At 72.1% G+C, this 16,010-nt stretch carries 19 protein-coding genes; 6 read left to right on the top strand and 13 right to left on the bottom strand.

Annotation, left to right across the window (positions count from 1 at the left end; translation table 11 throughout):
- Window positions 1–290 precede the first annotated feature (290 nt).
- On the top strand, window positions 291–2,744 hold the full coding sequence (locus ACZ7MG_RS10130) for a LuxR C-terminal-related transcriptional regulator (RefSeq protein WP_471385097.1): 2,454 nt from the start codon (window positions 291–293) through the stop codon (window positions 2,742–2,744).
- On the opposite strand, the gene ACZ7MG_RS10125 is transcribed toward ACZ7MG_RS10130, so the two are convergent.
- The 11 genes from ACZ7MG_RS10125 to ACZ7MG_RS10075 all read right to left on the bottom strand — a co-directional run bounded on the left by ACZ7MG_RS10125 (window position 2,731) and on the right by ACZ7MG_RS10075 (window position 9,403).
- Window positions 2,731–3,705, bottom strand: a complete 975-nt coding sequence (locus tag ACZ7MG_RS10125) for an isopenicillin N synthase family dioxygenase (RefSeq protein ID WP_471385099.1) — start codon at window positions 3,703–3,705, stop codon at window positions 2,731–2,733. The genes ACZ7MG_RS10130 and ACZ7MG_RS10125 overlap by 14 nt on opposite strands.
- Entirely contained in the window at window positions 3,689–4,201 is a 513-nt protein-coding gene (locus ACZ7MG_RS10120; protein WP_471385100.1) for a nucleoside deaminase, read from the bottom strand. The genes ACZ7MG_RS10125 and ACZ7MG_RS10120 overlap by 17 nt, the downstream gene beginning before the upstream one ends.
- A 29-nt stretch (window positions 4,202–4,230) precedes the next feature.
- On the bottom strand, window positions 4,231–4,695 hold the full coding sequence (locus ACZ7MG_RS10115) for a gas vesicle protein K (RefSeq protein ID WP_471385102.1): 465 nt from the start codon (window positions 4,693–4,695) through the stop codon (window positions 4,231–4,233).
- Window positions 4,649–4,996 (bottom strand): gas vesicle protein, encoded by a 348-nt coding sequence (locus tag ACZ7MG_RS10110; RefSeq protein ID WP_471385104.1) that lies wholly within the window; start codon window positions 4,994–4,996, stop codon window positions 4,649–4,651. The genes ACZ7MG_RS10115 and ACZ7MG_RS10110 overlap by 47 nt, the downstream gene beginning before the upstream one ends.
- A gap of 16 nt (window positions 4,997–5,012) precedes the next feature.
- Entirely contained in the window at window positions 5,013–5,594 is a 582-nt protein-coding gene (locus ACZ7MG_RS10105) for a gas vesicle protein (RefSeq protein ID WP_471385106.1), read from the bottom strand.
- The gene (locus tag ACZ7MG_RS10100) at window positions 5,591–6,742 is read right to left on the bottom strand and encodes an SRPBCC family protein (protein WP_471385108.1); all 1,152 of its coding nucleotides are present in this window, start codon (window positions 6,740–6,742) and stop codon (window positions 5,591–5,593) included. The genes ACZ7MG_RS10105 and ACZ7MG_RS10100 overlap by 4 nt, the downstream gene beginning before the upstream one ends.
- Window positions 6,735–7,433, bottom strand: coding sequence for an ABC transporter substrate-binding protein (locus tag ACZ7MG_RS10095; protein ID WP_471385109.1), 699 nt, complete (start codon window positions 7,431–7,433; stop codon window positions 6,735–6,737). The genes ACZ7MG_RS10100 and ACZ7MG_RS10095 overlap by 8 nt, the downstream gene beginning before the upstream one ends.
- Window positions 7,430–7,693, bottom strand: coding sequence for a gas vesicle protein GvpG (locus tag ACZ7MG_RS10090; RefSeq protein ID WP_471385110.1), 264 nt, complete (start codon window positions 7,691–7,693; stop codon window positions 7,430–7,432). The genes ACZ7MG_RS10095 and ACZ7MG_RS10090 overlap by 4 nt, the downstream gene beginning before the upstream one ends.
- Window positions 7,694–7,743: 50 nt before the next feature.
- Complete coding sequence (locus ACZ7MG_RS10085) at window positions 7,744–8,457, bottom strand: GvpL/GvpF family gas vesicle protein (RefSeq protein WP_471385112.1); 714 nt, start codon at window positions 8,455–8,457, stop codon at window positions 7,744–7,746.
- 8 nt (window positions 8,458–8,465) lie between these two features.
- A complete protein-coding gene (locus ACZ7MG_RS10080) occupies window positions 8,466–8,951 on the bottom strand; it encodes a gas vesicle structural protein GvpA (protein ID WP_471385632.1) in 486 nt (161 codons plus the stop codon).
- A gap of 110 nt (window positions 8,952–9,061) precedes the next feature.
- Entirely contained in the window at window positions 9,062–9,403 is a 342-nt protein-coding gene (locus ACZ7MG_RS10075; protein ID WP_471385634.1) for a gas vesicle protein GvpO, read from the bottom strand.
- 391 nt (window positions 9,404–9,794) lie between these two features.
- Between ACZ7MG_RS10075 and ACZ7MG_RS10070 the strand changes: the two genes are divergently transcribed.
- Window positions 9,795–10,538, top strand: coding sequence for an RNA polymerase sigma factor (locus ACZ7MG_RS10070; RefSeq protein ID WP_471385114.1), 744 nt, complete (start codon window positions 9,795–9,797; stop codon window positions 10,536–10,538).
- Window positions 10,535–11,620 (top strand): CU044_5270 family protein, encoded by a 1,086-nt coding sequence (locus ACZ7MG_RS10065; protein ID WP_471385115.1) that lies wholly within the window; start codon window positions 10,535–10,537, stop codon window positions 11,618–11,620. The genes ACZ7MG_RS10070 and ACZ7MG_RS10065 overlap by 4 nt, the downstream gene beginning before the upstream one ends.
- Window positions 11,621–11,629: 9 nt before the next feature.
- Here the strand turns inward: ACZ7MG_RS10065 and ACZ7MG_RS10060 are convergent, their stop codons facing one another.
- On the bottom strand, window positions 11,630–12,628 hold the full coding sequence (locus ACZ7MG_RS10060) for a quinone oxidoreductase family protein (protein WP_471385117.1): 999 nt from the start codon (window positions 12,626–12,628) through the stop codon (window positions 11,630–11,632).
- A 125-nt stretch (window positions 12,629–12,753) separates the two neighbouring features.
- Between ACZ7MG_RS10060 and ACZ7MG_RS10055 the strand changes: the two genes are divergently transcribed.
- Window positions 12,754–13,080 carry an ArsR/SmtB family transcription factor gene (locus tag ACZ7MG_RS10055; protein WP_471385119.1) on the top strand — a complete coding sequence of 109 codons (327 nt, stop codon included), beginning with the start codon at window positions 12,754–12,756 and terminating at the stop codon, window positions 13,078–13,080.
- A gap of 45 nt (window positions 13,081–13,125) precedes the next feature.
- Here ACZ7MG_RS10055 and ACZ7MG_RS10050 read toward each other — a convergent pair whose 3' ends face one another.
- The gene (locus ACZ7MG_RS10050; protein WP_471385121.1) at window positions 13,126–13,545 is read right to left on the bottom strand and encodes a PLD nuclease N-terminal domain-containing protein; all 420 of its coding nucleotides are present in this window, start codon (window positions 13,543–13,545) and stop codon (window positions 13,126–13,128) included.
- A gap of 95 nt (window positions 13,546–13,640) precedes the next feature.
- Here ACZ7MG_RS10050 and ACZ7MG_RS10045 point away from each other — a divergent pair, with 95 nt between their 5' ends.
- Together ACZ7MG_RS10045 and mqnP are read left to right on the top strand one after the other, a co-directional pair.
- Complete coding sequence (locus tag ACZ7MG_RS10045) at window positions 13,641–15,098, top strand: menaquinone biosynthesis decarboxylase (protein ID WP_471385123.1); 1,458 nt, start codon at window positions 13,641–13,643, stop codon at window positions 15,096–15,098.
- Entirely contained in the window at window positions 15,095–15,997 is a 903-nt protein-coding gene (gene mqnP / locus ACZ7MG_RS10040) for a menaquinone biosynthesis prenyltransferase MqnP (protein WP_471385124.1), read from the top strand. The genes ACZ7MG_RS10045 and mqnP overlap by 4 nt, the downstream gene beginning before the upstream one ends.
- Window positions 15,998–16,010 lie beyond the last annotated feature (13 nt).

Raw genomic sequence — 16,010 nt, 5'->3', positions numbered from 1 at the left:
GAAGGTGTGGGAGCGCTCCCGTCGAGCGCCGGGCAGCAGAGTCGACGTGGGGGTCCGGGCGGGGCCATACGTACTTTTGCGGGGTCCTTACCTGGTGAACCCCCTTGACCTGCGGTCGCTTCGAGGCCGTGCGAGATGCCTCACACAGGAAACACACTGTTTTCGTCCCGATTCGTGTGTTTCGCTGTCCGTCAGCCGAATCCGTCAGCCGAATCCGTCAGCCGATTCCGTCTCCGGTTCCGATTTCGGTTCCGATGTCGGTTCCGGTCCTGGTTCACGAGAGGAGCGGAATGGCCGTTCTCAGCTCCCGGGCGGGGAACCTGCTCGCGGTTCCTGTTCTCACCTCGTTCGTGGGTCGCTGTGACGACCTGGCCGAGATCCGCCGCCGCCTCGGTACGGCGAGGCTGCTGACGCTCACCGGCGCGGGCGGTGTGGGAAAGACCCGGCTGGCGCTGGAGGCCGCGTGCGCGTCCCGTACGACGTTCCCGGACGGGGTGTGGCTGATGGACCTGGCCCCGCTGCGGGACCCGGCGGCCGTGGCCGGACTGGTCGCGAACGTCCTGGGCGTCCCCGACCCCGGGACCAGCCGGGTCCTCGACCGGCTGGCCCGGCGGCTGGCCGAACGCCGCGCGCTGCTGGTACTGGACAACTGCGAACATCTGGCCGACGCCTGCGCGGAACTGGCCCAGGCCCTGCTGCCGGGCAACCAGGATCTCCGCATGCTGGCGACCAGCCGCCACTGCCTGGGCGTGCCGGGCGAGCACGTCTTCACCGTCATGCCGCTGCCGCCCGACGACGCCGTCACCCTGCTGTGGGACCGGGCCGCGGCCGTCCGCACGGAGACGACGCCCACCGACACCGACCAGGCCCTGGTCACCCGGCTGTGCACCGACCTCGACGGGCTGCCCCTCGCCATCGAGCTGGCCGCGTCACGGCTGCGCATCCTCAGCGTCGAACAGGTGGCCGACCGTCTGAACGACCGGTTCGCCCTCCTGACGACCGCCTCCCGTACCGGCCTGCCACGGCAGCGCACCCTGCGCGAGGCGATCGGCTACAGCTACGACCTCTGCGGTCCGGCCGAGCGGCTGCTGTGGCGGCGGCTGTCGGTCTTCGCGGGAGGGTTCGGCCTGGAGGCGGCCGAGGAGGTGTGCCCCGGCGACGGCATCGCCCGCGCGGACGTCCTGGACCTGCTGGACCGGCTCGTCGCCCAGTCCGTCGTCCTGACCTGTGCGCACGAGGGCCGCCGCCGCTACCGCCTGCTGGCGAGCATCCGCGAGTTCGGGCGGGAACGGCTGGCCGAGTCCGGCGAGGAGCAGGCCCTGCTGGGGCGCCACCGGGACCACTTCCACCGCCTCGCGCAACGGATCGCCGACACCTGGTGCGGCCCCGGACAGGAGGAGGGCCTGGCCCGGCTCCGCGCGGAACACGGCAATCTCCAGGCCGCGCTGGACCACGACGACGATCCGCAGGCCACCCTGGCGCTGGCCGCCGCGCTGCGCTTCCACTGGTGCGCCGGCGGGTTCCTCGGCGAGGGCCGCCGCCGGCTGACCCGCGCCCTGGCCGCCGCGCCCGAGCCCACGCCGGCGCGGGCCCAGGCCCTGTGGGTCGCCGCCTGGGTGGCCCTGTCGCAGTGCGACCTCGACACCTGCGACGCGTGGCTGGCCGAGGCCGGCCGACTGGCGGACGAGCTGGACCTCCCGGGGGTCCGCGCCTACGTCCGCACCCATCGCGGCAGAGCCGCGGCCCGCCGGGGGCGGCTGCCGGAGGCCCTGGAGCTGGCCGAGGCCGCGGTGACCGCTCACGCGGCCGCCGGTGACACCAGCGGACAGCTCCTGTCGCTGTTCCAGCTCGCCCTGGTCCAGAACGAGGCGGGTGACCCGCGCGCGACCGCGACCGGCCGGAAGGCCGCCGCGCTGGCGGAGGCGCACGGTGAACGATGGGGCCGCGGGCACGCTCTGTGGGCCCTGGCCCGCGCGGCGTGGGACCGCGGGGACCGCGACGCGTGTCTGGCGCTCACCCGGGACTCGATCGCCCTCCAGCAGGGCTTCGACGACCTCTTCGGCGCCTGTATGAAACTCGAACTGCTCGCCTGGGCCACCGCGGCCGACGGCGGCCACCGCCGGGCGGCACGGCTCCTGGGTGCCGTGGCGGCGCTCGCCCGCTGCGTCGGCACCGACATCACCGCGCACGGCCCGCGCATCGCCGAGCCGCACGCGCGGTGCGAGGAGGTGCTCGTCGGCGCGCTGGGCCAGGACGTCTACCGGGCGGCACACGCCGAGGGCGCCCGGCTCGACACCCCGGCCCAGGCCATCGCCTACGCCCTGGACGCCGATGCGGAGCTTCCGGTGGTTGTCGATGCTGGGGCTGGGGCTGGGGCTGGGGCTGGGGCCAGGGCTGGTGCAGGGCCCGCTGCCGATTCCGCCCGCGATGCCGGGCCCGATGCTGAGGCCGGCACCAGCACGGATGCCGGCCCCGGGACCGTGCCGGAGGCCCCGGCCCTCCCCGGCGTCCCGGTCGCCGACCCGTGTCCGTTGACCCCTCGGGAGCGGGAAGTGGCCGCGCTGGTGGCCGAGGGCCTGAGCAACCGGCAGATCGCCTCCCGGCTCGCGGTCTCCCGGCGCACGGTCGACGGTCACGTCCAGAACATCCTGAACAAGCTCGCCTTCTCCGGCCGCGCCCAGGTCGTCGCCTGGTGGATCACGCGGCACCGCGATCCGCAGGCCCCCGGGGTCAGTCGACGGTGATCGAGTCCAGCTGCGCCCGCAGGTACACGTGCGAGTCCACCGGCGGGTGCGCCACACGGCCGACCGGCGCCGGTACGGACTCGACGATCGTGCCGGGGGTGCACTCGCCGAAGTAGACCAGCGACATCAGCTCCTCGGCGGGCTCGTCGGCCGGCGGCGGCAGCACCCGGTGCCGGCCGGAACGCCAGCGGTCGCCGGTCCAACGGGCCATCAGGTCACCGATGTTGATGGTGAAGGCGTCCGGGTCGTACGGGGCGTCCTCCCAGCCGCCCTCGTCCGTGTACACCTGGAGCCCGCCCTTCCCGGCCTGCCGGTCCAGGATCGTGACCGTCCCGAAGTCGGTGTGCGGGCCGATCCGGAACTGGCCCGGCACCGGGTCGCCGATGATCTCCGTCCCCGGGTACCAGTTGATGTTGAAGCCGTAGGTGGGGTGGCTCATGTGCCGGGAGAAGAAGTCCGGTTCGAGGCCGAGCGCCTCACCGAGGAGGGCGAGCAGCAGGTTCTCCAGCTCGCCCATGCGGGCGAGGTACTCCTCGCAGAGGGGCCGGAGGTCCGGGACTTCGGCCGGCCAGACGTTCGGTCGGTACCACTCCGCGTTCACCACCGGGTCGTCGAACGGCTCGTGCGTCGCGAACGTCAGCGACTCCTTCAGGTCCGGCGGGGTCTCCGTCCCCTCCGCGTACCCGTTCGCCTCGGCCCCCGGCCCGAGCCACCCGCGCCCGCCGACCTTCACCTCGTACGCCTGCTTGGCCTCCACGGGCAGCACGAAGAAGGCGCGCGCGGCCTCCCGGATGCGCGTCCGGAGCGCCGGATCGACCCCATGGCCGGTGACCAGCAGGAACCCGGCGGTCTGGAGCGCCTCGTCGACGGTCCGGGCGATCCGGGCGCGGTCCTCGGGGCCGCCGTCGACCCAGGGACGCAGATCGACGGTGGGGATACGGGGCCTACTGCCTGGTGTCACTGGTGTCACTGGAGTCTCCGATGTCACTGGCGTCCTCGATGTCACGTGCGTCTCCGATGTCCTCGTGCCACAGAGCCGGGTGGTGCTCGACGAAGTCGCGCATCAGGGCCACGCACTCCGGGTCGTCCAGCACCAGGACCTCCACACCGTGTTCGGCGAGCCAGTCGTGCCCGCCGTGGAAGGTCGTGGCCTCCCCGACCACCACCCGTGAGATCCCGAACTGCCGCACCAGCCCGGAGCAGTACCAACACGGCGAGAGCGTCGTCACCATCGTCGTCCCGCGATACGTCCGCTGCCGTCCCGCCGCGCGGAACGCCGCCGTCTCCGCGTGCGCGGACGGATCGCCGTCCTGCACACGGCGGTTGCGCCCGCGCCCGAGCAGGGTTCCGTCCGGCCCGTAGAGCGCCGCCCCGATCGGGACACCGCCCTCCGCGAGCCCGGCCCGTGCCTCCTCGACCGCGGTGACGAGCCATGCCCGTGCCTGTGCCCGATCCATGACGACACTCTGCCCGAGAAGCGCCGGGATCACGTGCGCGGCGCCGGATCGGTCGGGAGGAGGGTGCCCAGGGGGCCGAGGTCGAGGTTGAGGTCGTCGAGGGTGAGGCCGTAGCGGTCGCAGAGTTCGTTCATCCGGTCGTGCAGGACCATCAGGGTCATACCGAGACGCTCCTCCTGGTCCTCGGTCAGGCCGCCCTGGTCGACGCGGTGCAGGGCCTGGCGTTCCATCAGCTGGCGGAGCAGCTCGACGATGGTGAGGACGAGCCGGACGAGGTCCCGCTCGACCGTGTCGGGGTCCGTGCGCAGCCGGCGGGCCACGTTCCCGGTACCGGCCCGGCCGGGGGCGGGCGGCGGGGGGATGTCCTCCGGCCGGGCGGGCAGCAGGGAGAACGCGCGGGTCGCGGCCTCACTGACCTCGCGGAGGCGGTCGGTGTGGGGGCCACCGTCAGAGCGGGGGGTCCGGGGGGTCCGGGGGGACCGGGGGGTCGTCATGGGCGTCGCCTCCTTCCGAGGGGGGCCGGGTGGGGTCGGGGCCGGGGTCGGGGCCTGCGTCGGGCGGCAGGGCCAGCGCCCACTGCTCGTCCATCTGTTCGCGTACGGCGACGATCACCGCGCGCAGCGACACCCGCACCAGGTCGATGTCCGCGACGCTCAGGACGAGGTCCCCGGTGAGCACGACACCGCCGCTCAGCAGCCGGTCGAGCAGGTCGATCAGCGCGACCTGACGGCCGGCGAGGGGGCGGTCGAAGTCGTCGTAGGCGGAGGCGGCGTCGTGGTCGCCGTACGCGGTCATCGTCGGCGAGCCCTCCTCAGCCCTCGTCCTCGTCCTCGTCGTCCACCACGTCGGCCTCGACGACCTCGGGTTCCTCGTCCTCCACCGGCCTGCGGCGCTTGCGGCGTGGCTCCGCCGGCCGGGCCCGCGGACGGCCCTCCTTGCGGCGCTCGGGCGCACGGCGCTCCGGCTCACGGCGCTCCGGCTCACGGCGTGGGGACTCGCGGCGCGGGGGCAGCTCCGACCGGGACTCGTCGACGCGCTCGCGCAGCTCTCTCACCTCGGCGCGCAGCCGCTCGTTCTCGTCGGCGAGGGAGCGGCGGCCGTCGGAGCGGGTCGCGCGGGAGGAGAGGGCGGGGTCGTGCTCCCACCAGTCGATGCCGATCTCCTTGGCCTTGTCGACGGAGGCCACCAGGAGGCGCAGCTTGATGGTGAGCAGTTCGATGTCGAGCAGGTTGATCTTGATGTCACCGACGATGACGATGCCCTTGTCGAGCACCCGTTCGAGGATGTCGGCGAGGTTGGCGCTGGAGCCCTGACCGCCGCCGTACGGGTACGGGCTCCGCGTCGGCGAGGTGGAGGAGGAGGGGACGGGGGAGTCGGACGGGGTGGGGGTCACGGCTCACTCGACCTCGCCTTCCCCCGCCCTTCGTCGTCCTCGTCCTCGTACTCCCCCTCCTCTTCTTCCTCGTACTCGTCTTCGGGTTCCTCGTCTTCGGGTTCCTCGTCCTCGGCGTACTCGTCGTCGGCGTCGTCGCGGTCGTCCTCGTACTCGTCCGTGGGCTCCCCTTCGTCCTCCTCCCACTCGCCTTCCTCGGCGTCGGCGTCGGCGTCGGCCTCCGCCTCGGGTGCGTCCTCGTCGGTTTCGGAGTCCTCCGCGTCCTCGTCGGTGTCGGCGTTCTCGTCGTCGTCCTCCTCCGGTTCCTGGACCTCTCCGTCGTGGATCTCGCCGCGCCAGCCGCCGGTGGCCTCGCCGCGCATCATCACGAACGTGCGGTAGAGCTTCAGGTCGAGGCGGGCGCGGCGGCCCTGGGCGCGGAACAGACCGCCGACCTTCTCGAAGAGCCCCTTGGGGAAGTACTCCAGGACGAGCAGCACCTTGGTGAGGTTCTCGCCGAGCGGGTGGAAGGTGACGACGCCCCTGGTGGTCGCCTTCTCGCCCTCGGACGTCCAGGCGATGCGCTCGTCGGGCACCTGTTCGGTGATGTTGCCGCGCCAGTGCCGGTTGGACTTGGCGACCTTGACGTGCCACTGGGTGGTGGTCTCGTCCTTCTGCTCGACGCCGACCACGCCCTTGGCGAACCGTTCGAACTCCTGGAACTGCGTCCACTGGTCGTACGCCTCGCGCACCGGCACGCCCACATCGATGTCCTCGATGATCGTGTGGCCCTTGCCGCTGCCGCCCGAGGGGTCCTTGCCGTGGCCCTTGCCGACGGCGTCCTTCACCGTCTCCTTGACCTCCCCGGCCTTGTCGCCGACGGCGTCCTTCGCCTTGCCCGTGACGCTCTTAGCTTTGTCGGCCAGCGCGTCCTTGGCGTGGGACGCGGTCGACGTCAGGGCCCCCGTGCTCATGTCGCCGAGCTTGCGCGCGCCCTCGCCCAGCCCGTGGCCCATGCCCTGGAGCATCAGCGACAGCCGGGCCTGGATGTAGTCCTCCAGCTCCTCCTTCAGCCGGGACGTGCCCGACTCCGCGCTGCCGTCGGCCTCGTCGCGCGTCCTGCTGAGGGTGCCCGCCGAGCCGCCTTTCGCCCTTCCGCCCTCAGCCATCGTCCTGCCTCCTCGACCGGGTGCCGCCGCCACGGCTGCTGGTGCTGCCACCCCTGCTGCCGCTGCCGCTGCTGCTCTTGGTGCGGCTCGTGGCGGCGGTCTTCTTCTTCGGGCGCGCGGTGGTCTTCGACTGGGGTGCGCTCTTCGACTGCGATGCGCTCTTCCGGGCCGAGCCTGAGCCCGTGCCCGAGCCCGAGCGCGTGCCCGAACCGCCGCGCCGCGCCGTCGAGCGTCCGCCGCTCCGGCGCGCCGAGCCCTTGTCGCTGCCTTCGTCGCCCTCGTCGCCGCCGTCGCCTTCGGGTTCGACCTCGTCCTGAGCCTCTGCGTCGGCCTCGGTCTCTGCCTCGGCCTCCGCCTCGGGCTCGTCCTCACCTTCGGCCTCGTCCTGCTCGCCGTTCCCCTCGGCCCGCTCCCGCAGCCCGGCGGTGCGGTCGTGCAGGGTTCCGGCCAGGCTGTCGGCCTTGGACGACAGCACGGAAGTCGCGGCGGCCTTGCCCGCCTCGGTCAGTTCGGTGCGTATCTGTTTGGTGAGGTCACCGAGGAACGGCGCGTCGAGTGCCTTGCCCAGCTGCCCGGGTCGGGCCCGGGAACCGGCCAGCAGCGCGCCGAGGCCGAGGGCGATCTTGGCCTTCTTCGTCCGCCCCAGCAGATAACCGCCGAGAACGGCCGCGCCGATCGTGGCGTTGTTCATGACTCTGTCTCCCTCTGCTGCTGGAGCCGGTAGGCGCTGATCTCCTCCAGCCGGTGCAGCAACTCCTCCTCGCGCCGTGCGGACTCCTCCTCGCCGATCTCGCCCTCGGTCCGCGCCCGCTCCAGCCGCACCAGCTCCTCCTGGACGGGTGCCGGGTCGTAGTACTCGTCCTCGGCGGCCTGTCGCACCTTGTCGACCACCCACCCGACGCCCCGCACGGGGGCGACCGGCAACGTCAGAATGGTCCCGATCAGTCCCACCACATCGCCTCCTCGGCCGGTTGTCGGCGCCGGCTGTCGGCCTGATGACGTCACACGAAGCTGTACGGCGGCAGCGGGCCGCGCAGCCGCAGTTCGATCCCCTCTCCCAGGGCCTCGGCCAGCTCCCCGCCGGCCTCGGCGAACTCCTCGGTCCTCTCGCCGTCGACCAGGAAGGAGGCGTTCACGAAGTACTGCTCGGAGGCCGGGGAGAGCTGCTCGGCCAGGGCGTACGGCCGCAGCGCGGCGAGGGCCTCCGCGCCCAGCGCCTCCTGCCGGTCGTGCACCTCCTGGGCCACGAGTTCACCGAGGGCGAGACGGTCGTCGTACGTCCCGCCGCCCTCGCGGATCGCCTCGTTCAGCTCCCGGGCCTGCGGGGACTCCGTCAGGATGGCGCGCAGGAGGGTGTCCTCGCCCGCCACGCCCTTCACGTTGAACTCCGCGCGCCCCGTCAGCTCGTCCAGACGCTGCGAGAACGCGTCGGCCCGCTCCTGGAGCAGCGCTTCCACGGAGGCCTCGTCCTCGGCGACGAACCCGAAGCTCATCGGCAGGATGGTGCCCTCGGCCCACAGCTGTTCCTGGACCTCGTGGTGGGCCTCCACGTCCCGGCGGCTGACCGTCAGCACCTCGGGGGCCTCGCTGACGACGGCGCTCAGACCGCCGCCGCTGACGGCGCGCAGTGCGGCGGGTTCCTCGCCGACGCCCTTGACGTCGTCCAGGCCCAGCGGATGCGCCGCCTTGGTGATCGCGTAGACGTACACCGACATGGGTTCGCTCACTCCTCACGGTCCCCGTCGTCCCGGTCGCCGTCGTCGCGCTGCCGTGAGGCACGGCGGCTCGTGCCGCTGCGCGCCCCGGAGCGCACGCGTTGCTTCTCGCGCCCGGACTCGCGCTCGTCGTCGCCCCCGCGTCCCTTCAGTGAATCGGTGACGGCCTCCACCGCGCCCGTGAGCGCCCCCTTGCTCTTGCCCTTGGCACCCGACTCGGTGGTGTCCCCGACGATGTCCGTCAGCTGGGAGGGCGCCTTGCGCCCCGACTCCAGGTCCAGCCGGTTGCACGCCTCCGCGAAACGCAGATACGTGTCCACGCTGGCCACCACGACCCGGGCGTCGATCTTGAGGATCTCGATGCCCACCAAGGAGACCCGTACGAACGCGTCGATGACCAGTCCCCGGTCGAGGACCAGTTCCAGCACGTCGTAGAGGTTTCCCGAGCCACCGCCACGGGCGGCCACGGCGCCGCCCTCGCCCTGCGGCACCACAGTCACGATCTCTTCCCTTCCGATGAGGGAAGCCGTACGGCGGGGGGCCGTGAGCCGCTTCTACGGCAGCGGTCGCCGGGCCTCTCGGCGACGGCCGCGGCCTCGGCGGCTCAGCGGGTGCCCCGGTCGACCTGCGCGCGCGTGTACCGGCGACCGCGCTCGTACGCCAGCAGCTTGCCCGCGGGATCCAGAACGACCCGGTAGCCGGCCATCACACTGGTCGTCTGCGGGACGCGCTCCAGCTCCAGGACCTCGACCTGGGCCTCCCAGCCCTCGTCGGTCGGCTTCAGCGCGGAAACGGACTCGGGAGCGCGGCCCAGCAACTCGGTGAGCTGCTCCAGCGCGCTCCGCATGGCCTCGGGCGCGGAGACCCGTTCCTCGTCGGCGGTGCCGTCATCGGTGTGCCGCCGCGACGAGGAACGGCGCTTCTCGGACTCGCGACCGTTCGTCATCATCACCTTCTTACCCTTTGTCCATCATCGTCCTGATGTGCGATTTGCGCCACTCCCTGGGGTGGCCGCAGGTAGGTGTGCAGGCGACCCGCCCCCTCCGGCATCGCCGCCGTGCGGGCGGTCAGCGCGGTGTGGCGGCTGGGGGTGCGTCGTCGTCTGCGGGCCCGGTGGGGGTTGATCGCGCAGTTCCCCGCGCCCCTTAAGGGCCTACGGCCCTTTCGGGCCGAAAAGCACGGGGCGCAGCCCCTGCTTTTTCAGGGGCGTGGGGGTGGGGTGTTGTCCGGGTGGGCGCATCGGGTTGAAGGTAGGGCGGTTCGGTGGGCGGAGGGAGGCGGCCTCCTGTGTGACCGGGGACACAGGGACGGGCGGTGTCGGGCGGACAGGGGAGGGCGTGGAACTTTCATTGCGGGCACGCGTACGGGACGGCGATCCGGAAGCGTTCAGCCGGCTCTTCCGGGAGCATGCGCAGGCCGTGTACGGCCATGCCGCGCGGCTGACGGCCGACCGGAATACTGCGGAGGACGTCGTCTCCCTGACCTTCCTGGAAGCCTGGCGGCTGCGCGAGAAGCTGCTGTCGGACACCGAACTGGCCGAGAACGCCAGTGGCAGTCCCGAGGGCGGCGCCGACGGTGACATCGGATCCGGTGACAGCAGTCTGCGGGCCTGGCTGTTCGGGATCGCCACCAACGTGCTGCGCAACACGCGCCGCGCCGCCCGCCGGCACAGCGCCGCCCTCGCCCGGCTCCCGGAACGCCATGCCGACCGCGAGACCGTGCCCGACTTCTCCGACGCGCTGGTCGGCCGCATGGAGGACGCCGACCGGCTCGCCGCCGCGCACGCGGCCCTCGCCAGGCTCCGCCGCCGCGAGCGCGAGGTGTTCGCGCTGTGCGTGTGGTCGGGGCTGAGCTACGCGGCCGCCGCCGAGGCCCTGGACGTGCCCGTCAGCACCGTACGGTCGCGGCTGGCCCGCGCCCGGCAACGCCTGCGCGGCCTCGCGGAGGCGGAACTCGCGCGGCGCCCCGGCCGCCGCGAGGAAACGAGACCCCTCCCCGGCGGCGGACAGATACCGGGTGGCCGCACCGAGGCGGCCAGGTCGGCGCAGACGCAGGCACAGGCACAGGAGAGGGCCCGATGAACCCCGTGGAACGAGAAGAACTGGCCCGGTTGCTGCCCAGCCCGGGTGACCCGCTGCTGCCGGACGACCGGCTGGCCCGGCTGGGGGACCACCTCCGGCAGGAGATCACCGGCGAGGCCACCGTACGGATCACCGGACCGCGCGCCGCCGCGACCGGGACCCCGGGAACCCGCTGGCCCCGGCTCTCCCGCCCGTGGCGCCGGATCGCCCTGGTCGCGCTGCCGCTCGGCGTGGCCGCCGCGGTCCTCGCGACGGTGATCACGACCGATGTGGTCGGACGCGGACCCGCCGCCGTCGACGAGGACGCGGCCGGACTGCTCAAGCGCATCGCGACGGTCGCGACGGACGGGGAGCCCACACCCGTGGGCAAGGACCAGTACCTCTACATCAGGACCCAGGGGACGGCGAAGCCCAGCGTCGCGGCCGGCAAGGCCTTCGAGGGCGGGCAGTACGCCGAGGACGGGAAGAACCAGCAGAACGCGCAGAGCACGCAGAGCACGCAGAGCACGCAGGATCCGGAGAAGGAGTACCCGTTCCGGCGGACCGACTGGATCTCCGCCGACGGCGGGCGGGACGGACTCGCCCGGACCACCTGGCCGGAGGGCCAGCCGCCGATCCCGGAGGAGATCGAGAGCGAGGCCCTCAGGAAGCGGATGGAGGCGAAGGAGGAGCAGATGACGCTCTCCGCCGACCCGGACCACAGCTTCTACGGTGAACTGCGGGCGCTGCCCACGGACCCCGACAAGCTCTACGACAAGGTGTGGGCCGCGACCAGCGGCCAGGGCCCGACCCATGAGGCGGCCGCGCTGGAGTACATCACCACGTTGCTCGACGGCGCCCAGCTGCTGCCCGAACTGAACGGCGCGCTCTACCGGGTCGCCGCCCGGATCCCGGGTGTACGGGTCGTCGAGGCGGCGGAGGACGCCGTCGGCCGCGAGGGCGTGGGCCTGGCGTTCGGCGAGGGCGACGACCGCGCCGTGTGGATCTTCGACCGGAAGACCCTGAAGTACCTGGGCTCGGACCGCCTCGCCCTGCTGGAGGTCGGCGTCGTCGACAAGGTGGGGGAGATCCCGGCCGGCTGAGCACCGTTGTCACCGCTCGTCGGGGGCCACCCGCAGCAGCAGCTTGCCCGTGCTCTTGCGGGTGCCCATCAGCCGGTGGGCCTCGGCCGCCTCCGCCAGGCCGAACTCGGCGGTCACCGGCAGCGACACCGTCCCGTCGGCGACCGTGGCGAAGGCCCGCTCGGCGAGGGCGCGCAGCTCGGAGGGGGCGGACCTGGCGAGTGCGAGGACCGAGAAGCCGGACACGGTCAGCCCGAGGGAGTACAGCTCGGGCTGGCCCACGGCCCACGGCGCCTCCCCGCCCGCGTTGCCGAAGGAGACCAGGCGGCCGAACGGGGCGAGGGAGGCCAGCCCGGCGCGGAGCGTGGCCCCGCCCACGGGGTCGAGGACCAGGTCGACGCCACGGCCACCGGTCGCGGCCCGCACCTCGTCCGTGAAGAACCCGGTGGCCGAGTCGCCGGCGAAGACCTCGTCGTAGCCATGGCCCAGCGCGTGCTTCGCCTTGGCCGCGTCCGACACCACCCCGTACACCGCCGCCGCGCCCGCCGCCTTCGCCAACTGCCCGGCCACGGTGCCGATTCCGCCCGCCGCGCCCTGCACGAGCACGGTCTCACCGGCCCGCAGCCGCCCCACCGTGCGCACGAGCGCGTACGCCGTCGGCAGCACGGTCGGGAGGGTGGCGCCCGTGCGCGGGCCGAGGCCCTCGGGCAGCGGGAAGACGGTCACCGCGTCGGCGACCACGACCTCCGCGTACGCGCCCGCGTCCGTCAGCGCGGTGACCTGCTGTCCGACGCTCAGCCCCGTGACGCCCTCACCGAGCGCGCGGACCCGTCCGGAGACCTCCAGGCCGGGGCGGTAGGGGAGCGCCGGGACGCGGTAGCCGTCGGCGCGGGCCTTCAGATCGGCGAAGTTCACCCCCGCGTACGCCACGTCGACGCTCACCTGCCCGGGTCCGGGCTCGGGGACCGCCGCCTCCACCACCTTCAGGACCTCGGGGCCGCCGTACTCCTGGAACTCGATCGCGCGCATGCCGGACTCCCGCTCGACTGGTCGACAGCCTGCCTCGGCTGTTCAATGAAAAGCGAACACTCGGGAGTGTATGGTTCTCACCGAACACTCTGCAAGGAGCGCACCAGGGAAAGGGAGGGGCGGACATGACGGAACGCGCCGGCCACCGGGCGGCTCCCGAGCACACCCACCCCGACGACGTCGCGGTCCCGACTGCCCTCGCGGCCCTCTCCGATCCCGTACGCATCACGCTCGTACGGGAGTTGGCGGGCTCCCCGGTCTGGACCCGCAGTTGCGGCAGCTTCGACGTCCCGGTCGGCAAGGCGGCCCTCAGCCACCACTTCTCGGTGCTGCGCGGCGCCGGCCTCGTCGAACAGCGCGACGAGGGCGCCAGGCGCGTCAACCGCCTGCGCCGCGAGGAGTTCGACGCCCGCTTCCCGGGGCTGCTGGCCCTCGTACTGCGCGAGGACTGAGGAGTGAGGACTGGGGGCTGAGGACGGGCGCCCGAAGCCCGCGGGTTACTCCTCGCCGTCCTTCTTGTCCCGCTTCTCGCCCTGCTCTTCCTGCCGCTTCAGCTCCTCCTCGCGGCGGCGCAGGTCGGCCTCCCAGCTCTTGAGGAGGGACTCGTCCTTCTCCTCCTTGGAGGACGCGGCGTCCTCGGCGAGGGACTTCAGGAACTCGGGGTTGTCGTCGGGGGCGACGTACTGCGTGCGGCGGTTGCGGTGCCACTCGGAGGGCGTGCGTCCGTCGGCGGGGGCCTTCCGGAGTTTGCCGGCGGCGAGCCAGGCGACCGGACCGACGATCCAGAACAGCAGGATGATGAAGACCCAGGCGATCTTCGGCAGGTGCTTCGCCTCGTCCTCGGGGGTGTTGAGGCAGTCGATGAACGCGTAGATGGTCAGCGCCAGCGGCACGAGGTACATCAACACCCTGAGCATTGCAGCGGCCCCCTGGAAGCGGTGGAAGTGACATCGGGGCCGTGCTCGGGGCCCCGTGACGGGGTCAGGGTAGCCCCTCGGGGATACTTGACCCCATGGCTTACGACGATCTTCGCTCCCTGCTCCGCGCACTGGAGCGCGAGGGCGATCTCAAGCGCATCAAGGCCGAAGTCGACCCCTACCTGGAGGTCGGGGAGATCGTCGACCGGGTCAACAAGACCGGCGGCCCCGCCCTGCTCTTCGAGAACGTGAAGGGCTCCTCGATGCCCCTCGCGATGAACGTCTTCGGCACCGACCGCCGCCTGCTGAAGGCCCTCGGCCTCAAGTCGTACGGCGAGATCAGCGAGAAGATCGGCGGCCTGCTCAAGCCCGAGCTGCCGCAGGGCTTCGTGGGTGTGCGCGAGGCGTTCGGGAAGCTCGGCGCGATGACGCACGTCCCGCCGAAGAAGGTGAAGGCGGACAGCGCGCCCGTGCAGGAGGTGGTCCTCCAGGGCGACGACGTGGACCTGGACCTGCTCCCGGCCCTCTTCACCTGGCCCAAGGACGGCGGCTCCTTCTTCAACCTCGGCCTCACCCACACCAAGCACCCCGAGACCGGCGTCCGCAACCTCGGCCTCTACCGCCTCCAGCGCCACGACAAGCGCACCATCGGGATGCACTGGCAGATCCACAAGGACAGCCGCAACCACTACCAGGTGGCCGCCAAGCGCGGTGAACGCCTGCCGGTCGCCATCGCCTTCGGCTGCCCACCCGCCGTGACGTACGCCTCCACCGCGCCGCTCCCCGGTGACATCGACGAGTACCTGTTCGCCGGGTTCGTCTCGGGCAAGCGGATCGAGATGGTCGACTGCAAGACGGTGCCGCTGCAGGTGCCGGCGCAGGCGGAGGTCGTGATCGAGGGCTGGCTGGAGCCCGGCGAGATGCTCCCCGAGGGCCCGTTCGGCGACCACACCGGCTTCTACACCCCGCAGGAACCGTTCCCCGCACTGAAGATCGACTGTGTGACGATGCGGAAGCGACCGCTGCTGCAGTCGATCGTGGTCGGCCGCCCGCCGACGGAGGACGGTCCGCTGGGCCGGGCCACGGAGCGTTTCTTCCTGCCGTTGTTGAAGATCATCGTTCCGGACATCGTGGACTACCACCTCCCCGAGGCGGGCGGCTTCCACAACTGCGCGATCATCTCGATCGACAAGAAGTACCCCAAGCACGCGCAGAAGGTCATGCACGCGATCTGGGGCGCCCACATGATGTCCCTGACCAAGCTGATCGTGGTCGTCGACTCCGACTGCGACGTCCACGACCTCCACGAGGTCGCCTGGCGGGCCCTGGGCAACACGGACTACGCCCGCGACCTCTCCATCGTCGAGGGCCCGGTGGACCATCTCGACCATGCCTCCTACCAGCAGTTCTGGGGCGGCAAGGCGGGCATCGACGCCACGAAGAAGTGGATCGAGGAGGGGTACACCCGGGACGGCGGCTGGCCGGACATGGTCGAGTCGGACCCCGCGACGGCGGCGCTCGTCGACCGCCGCTGGAAGGAGTACGGGCTGTGACCTCGGCTTCCGCGGCGCTTCCCCAGCCGGGCAGGACCCGCGCCTTTCTCCGCCTGGTGATGATCGAGCACTCGATCTTCGCGCTGCCCTTCGCGTACATCGCCGCGCTCACCGCCATGTTCCAGCTGGACGGGAACGTCCACTGGGTGCGGCTGCTGCTGGTCACCATCTGCATGGTGGGGCTGCGGACGTTCGCGATGGCGGTGAACCGGATCATCGACCGTGAGATCGACGCCCGTAATCCGCGGACGGCGCAGCGTGAGCTGGTGACCGGTGCGATGTCGGTGCGGCACGCCTGGACGGGCGCGCTGATCGCGGTCGTCGTCTTCCTCGGCTCGGCGGCGCTGTTGAACCCGCTCTGCCTGGCGCTCGCCCCCGTCGCCGTGATCCCGATGGTGGTCTACCCCTACGGCAAACGCTTCACGAACTACCCCCAGGCCATCCTGGGCCTCGCCCAGGCCATGGGGCCGGTGGGCGGATGGCTCGCGATCACGGGTTCCTGGTCCTGGGACGCGGTCGTCCTCGGGCTGGCCGTCGGCATCTGGATCGGCGGCTTCGACCTCATCTACGCCTGCCAGGACGTCGACTCCGACCGCGAGTCCGGCGTCCTGTCGGTCCCGGCGCGCTTCGGCATCCCGGCGGCGGTGTGGGCGGCGCGGGTGTGTCACGCCGTGACGACCGTGTTGTTCGTCTGGTACGCGGCGATGACGGACGCGGGCGCGTTCCTGTGGCTGGGCCTGGCGATCGTCGCGGGCGCGTTCGTGTACGAGCACACGATCGTCCGGCCGCACGACCTGTCCCGCCTGAACCGGGCGTTCTTCAGCGTCAACGGGTTCATCGGCATTGCCCTGTTCGTGTGCGCGCTGCTGGATCTTCTGGTTCGGGGTCTGACCTTCTGAGTACGGTGCGGCC

Source organism: Streptomyces sp. NPDC107538, assembly GCF_055657445.1.
Note: the sequence above shows the minus strand (reverse complement) of the source record. Positions and strands in the feature narration are given on the sequence as shown.

Coding starts and splice junctions, on each gene's coding strand:
- ACZ7MG_RS10130 (WP_471385097.1), top strand. CDS start 291: ATGGCCGTTCTCAGCTCCCGGGCGGGGAACCTGCTCGCGGTTCCTGTT.
- ACZ7MG_RS10120 (WP_471385100.1), bottom strand. CDS start 4,201: ATGGATCGGGCACAGGCACGGGCATGGCTCGTCACCGCGGTCGAGGAG.
- ACZ7MG_RS10115 (WP_471385102.1), bottom strand. CDS start 4,695: ATGACGACCCCCCGGTCCCCCCGGACCCCCCGGACCCCCCGCTCTGAC.
- ACZ7MG_RS10110 (WP_471385104.1), bottom strand. CDS start 4,996: ATGACCGCGTACGGCGACCACGACGCCGCCTCCGCCTACGACGACTTC.
- ACZ7MG_RS10100 (WP_471385108.1), bottom strand. CDS start 6,742: ATGGCTGAGGGCGGAAGGGCGAAAGGCGGCTCGGCGGGCACCCTCAGC.
- ACZ7MG_RS10095 (WP_471385109.1), bottom strand. CDS start 7,433: ATGAACAACGCCACGATCGGCGCGGCCGTTCTCGGCGGTTATCTGCTG.
- ACZ7MG_RS10085 (WP_471385112.1), bottom strand. CDS start 8,457: ATGTCGGTGTACGTCTACGCGATCACCAAGGCGGCGCATCCGCTGGGC.
- ACZ7MG_RS10075 (WP_471385634.1), bottom strand. CDS start 9,403: ATGACGAACGGTCGCGAGTCCGAGAAGCGCCGTTCCTCGTCGCGGCGG.
- ACZ7MG_RS10065 (WP_471385115.1), top strand. CDS start 10,535: ATGAACCCCGTGGAACGAGAAGAACTGGCCCGGTTGCTGCCCAGCCCG.
- ACZ7MG_RS10060 (WP_471385117.1), bottom strand. CDS start 12,628: ATGCGCGCGATCGAGTTCCAGGAGTACGGCGGCCCCGAGGTCCTGAAG.
- ACZ7MG_RS10055 (WP_471385119.1), top strand. CDS start 12,754: ATGACGGAACGCGCCGGCCACCGGGCGGCTCCCGAGCACACCCACCCC.
- ACZ7MG_RS10050 (WP_471385121.1), bottom strand. CDS start 13,545: ATGCTCAGGGTGTTGATGTACCTCGTGCCGCTGGCGCTGACCATCTAC.
- ACZ7MG_RS10045 (WP_471385123.1), top strand. CDS start 13,641: ATGGCTTACGACGATCTTCGCTCCCTGCTCCGCGCACTGGAGCGCGAG.